This window comes from Streptomyces sp. NPDC052299, assembly GCF_040679335.1.
Classification (GTDB): Bacteria; Actinomycetota; Actinomycetes; order Streptomycetales; family Streptomycetaceae; genus Streptomyces.
Map to the genome: position 1 here is coordinate 103951 of NZ_JBFAUP010000023.1, position 233 is coordinate 104183.

Genomic DNA, 233 nt, shown 5'->3' on the forward strand with positions numbered 1-233 from the left:
AGTCGTTCGAAGTCGGCGAGCACGCCTTCTTGGAGGGTGGTGGCTTCGGTGGTGCGTCCAGCGTCTGTGTAGAAGATGGCGAGGTTGTGGCGGGCATTGACGGTGTCGGGGTGGTCGGGGCCGAGGAGTTGTTCGCGGTCGGCGAGGACGCCTTCTTGGAGGGTGGTGGCTTCGGTGGTGCGTCCAGCGTTCGAGTAGGAGATGGCGAGGCTGGCGCGGGCGCGGAGGGTGTC

Annotated in this window: 1 protein-coding gene; it reads right to left on the reverse strand. The window is 66.5% G+C overall.

All coding sequences use genetic code 11. From position 1 onward, the window contains the following. Positions 1-233, reverse strand: a 233-nt coding sequence (locus tag AB0L33_RS30565; protein ID WP_365686573.1) for a tetratricopeptide repeat protein, incomplete at both ends; no start/stop codon positions are given.